Annotated in this window: 2 protein-coding genes; both read right to left on the bottom strand. The window is 42.5% G+C overall.

Features of this window, described 5'->3' with window-relative positions:
• Positions 1 to 438: 438 nt before the first annotated feature.
• The gene (locus tag DB42_RS01365; RefSeq protein ID WP_080502657.1) at positions 439 to 2,055 is read right to left on the bottom strand and encodes a leucine-rich repeat domain-containing protein; all 1,617 of its coding nucleotides are present in this window, start codon (positions 2,053 to 2,055) and stop codon (positions 439 to 441) included.
• A gap of 535 nt (positions 2,056 to 2,590) precedes the next feature.
• On the bottom strand, positions 2,591 to 3,378 hold a 788-nt coding region (locus DB42_RS01355; RefSeq protein WP_202965056.1), incomplete at its 5' end, for a leucine-rich repeat domain-containing protein.

Raw genomic sequence — 3,378 nt, 5'->3', positions numbered from 1 at the left:
TGAAAAACAACTCACAGATGACCTACCCCGCTTTTTTTCAGATAAATTTAAGGAAAGGGGGGAGACCTTCTAAGCATTTAGGAGCAGCCACAGGTCTTGAGGATTAAGTGACACGGCAATTTTGTTGTGGCTAAAAGAATGAGATTGATTCTTTGCCTTATTTGAGAAAAACGGCTCTTTTCAGCGCAATGTTTTATTTCTTCTATCGAATGATGAAATACAATACGCCTAGCTTCTTACTGTCAAGAAAGGTTGTTCTCCCAGCCTAGCAATCTGCAGAAAAAGAGAGAAGCTCCTTGTCGTTACAAAATGTGTAGGTTAGTTTAGACTTGCTTAGTTGCGAGAAGAAACGAGGGCTACTTGTTTAAAGATAAGATGGCTGAAAGTTTTTTTATTTCATTCTAGCTCATCCCCATTTAAAAAGTATTTAAGTCTATTCTACAATTGAAAACGCTGTCTTATTTTTTCGGCGATATCTTTCAAAGGATTTTCCGCTAATTCAAGCCATTGCAGCTGAGACAGCTGCCCGATTTCCTCAGGAAGGCTGGTGAGCTGGTTTTGATTTAATTCAAGCCATTCCAGCTGGGACAGCCGCCCAATTTCTGCAGGCAAAGTGGTGAGCTGGTTTTGATTTAATTCAAGCCTTTGCAGCTGAGACAGCTGCCCGATTTCTGCAGGAAGGCTGATGAGTTGGTTTTGATTTAAGTCAAGCTCTTGCAGCTGAGGTAACCGCCCGATTTCTGCAGGAAGGCTGGTGAGCTGGTTTCGATTTAAGTAAAGATATCGCAGCTGAGGTAACCGCCCGATTTCTGTAGACAGAGCTGTGAGCTGGTTTTGATTTAAGCAAAGCCCTTGCAGCTGAGACAATGGACCTATTTCTGCAGGAAGGCTGGTGAGCTGGTTTTGATTTAAGTGAAGATATTGCAGCTGAGACAACTGCCCGATTTCTGTAGGCAGGCTGGTGAGCTGGTTTTGATTTAATTCAAGCGTGTGCAGCTCAGACAATTGCCCGATTTCTGCAGGCAGGGCGGTGAGCTGGTTTTGGTTTAAGTTAAACCATTGCAGCTGAGACAGCTGTCCGATTTCTGTAGGCAGGCTGGTGAGCTGGTTTTCTCTTAAGTCAAGCGTTTGCAGCTGAGACAGCTGCCCGATTTCTATAGGCAGAGCGGAGAGCTGGCTTTCTCTTAATTCAAGCCCTTGCAGCTGGGACAGCCGCCCGATTTCTGCAGGCAAAGTGGTGAGCTGGTTTTGATTTAATTCAAGCGTGTGCAGCTTAGACAAGTGCCCGATTTCTGCAGGCAGAGCGGTGAGCTGGTTTTGATTTAAGTGAAGATATTGCAGCTGAGACAACTGCCCGATTTCTGTAAGCAGGTTGGTGAGCTCGTTTTCTCCTAAGCCAAGAACTTGTAGCTCAGATAACTGCCCGATTTCTGCAGGCAGAGTGGTGAGTTGGTTTTGATCTAAGTAAAGATATTGCAGCTGAGACAATTGGCCTATTTCTGAGGGTAAATAAGTCAAGCCTGCTCTAGATAAATCCAAAGCCGTAATATTTTTACAATTTTCTTCAATCCAATCTTTAAGAAGCTCTCCTTTTTTTCTTAGAAACACGTGCTTAATTTCTTCTCGACTCAAGTATTCTTCCCCACCAGGAAGTTTTTTCCAAAGTAAAAGGCGATTAATATTTACAAGATAGGAAGAGTAGTTAGCCAGAGTAAGATACCTCTTTTCTTCTATTTGCACTTTAAATTCTAAAGCTGAAAAAGACTTGGCTAAAGTAAAGATTCGCCTAAAGATTGCATTTACCTTTGCGGCCTCAGAAAGCTTTTCTTCTAGCTTATAAATCCTATCTACAATAAGAGCCTGCTCCTTAACATTTCCTTGAGGAACATGCACTTTACCTATTTGCTTATAAAGAGGGGGCATGACTTCAGAAGCCAGCAGATGATGCCATCTTTTACAGACGCCAAATAAGGAAGGAACTGCGCAAGCCTCTAAGATAGGGAGCAGCAATTCATTGGGCAAGCTTTCAATAGATGCCGAAGAGATAGGATGCATTTTATTTCCTTGGGTAGTGATGACTTTTCAGTATTTTTATTTACTAAAGGCAATATAAAAAAATTAAAAAAGCAAGTCAAACGAATTCGTATCCTTATCAAGGAAAACCACTCACCGATAATCTACCCGCGCTTTTTTTCAGATAGATTCAAGGAAAGGGGGGAGACCTTCCAAGCATTTAGGAGTAGCCACAGGTTCTGGCGATTAAGTGAAGTGGCAATTTTGGTTTGGCTAAAAGAATGAGATTGATTCTTTGTCTTATTTGAGAAAAAAGGCTCTTTTTGGTGCTTTGTTTTAATTCTTCTACCGAATGATGGAATACAATACACCAGTTTCTTCCCGTCAAGAAAAATTGTCCTCTCAGCCATAGCAATCTGCAGAAAAAGAGAGAAGCTTCTTGCCGTTATAAATGTGTAGGTTATTTTAGGCTTGCTTAGTTGCCGGAAGAAAAGCGGATGACTTGTTTAAAGTAAGATGGCTAAAAGTTTTTATTTCATTTTAGCTCACCCCAATTTAAAAATTACTTATGGCTATTCTACAATGGAAAACGCTGCCTTATTTTTTCTGGAATATCTTTCAAAGGATTTTCCGCTAATTCAAGCCCATGCAGCTCAGACAATTGCCCGATTTCTGCAGGAAGGCTGGTGAGCTGGTTTTGGCTTAAGCCAAGCGTTTGCAGCTGAGACAGCTGCCCGATTTCTCCAGGCAGACTGGTGAGCTGGTTTTGGCTTAAATCAAGCCATTGCAGCTTAGACAGCTGTCCGATTTTTGTAGGCAGAGCGGTGAGCTGGTTTTGATTTAAGTAAAGCATTTGCAGCCGAGACAGCTGTCCGATTTCTGCAGGAAGGCTGGTGAGCTGGTTTTGATTTAATTCAAGCCCTTTCAGCTGAGACAGCTGCCCGATTTCTACAGGCAGACTGGTGAGCTGATTTTGATTTAAGTAAAGCACTAGCAGCTGAGACAACTGCCCAATTACTGCAGGCAGACTGGTGAGCTGGTTTTGATTTAATTCAAGCACTTGCAGCTGAGACAATTGCCCGATTTCTGTAGGCAGAGCGGTGAGCTGGTTTTGATTTAATTCAAGTCTTTGCAGCTGAGGCAGCTGTCCGATTTCTGCAGGCAGTAAGATGAGCTGGCTTTGATTTAAGTAAAGCTCTTGCAGCTGAGACAGTTGCCCGATTTCTGCAGGCAGGCTGGTGAGTTGGCTTTGATTTAAGTAAAGCTTTTGCAGCTGAGACAGCTGCCCAATTTCTGGGGGTAAATAAGTCAAGCCTACTCCAGTTAATCCTAAAGCCGTGATGTTTTTACAATTTTCTTCAATCC

This window comes from Neochlamydia sp. EPS4, from assembly GCF_000813665.1.
Lineage (GTDB): Bacteria > Chlamydiota > Chlamydiia > Chlamydiales > Parachlamydiaceae > Neochlamydia.
The sequence above is the reverse complement of the archived record's forward strand: the minus strand, read 5'-3'. Positions and strand labels throughout refer to the sequence as shown.

What these genes read in the sequence shown, in the direction of transcription:
- DB42_RS01365 (WP_080502657.1), bottom strand. Translation starts at nt 2,055, where the DNA reads ATGCATCCTATCTCTTCGGCATCTATTGAAAGCTTGCCCAATGAATTG.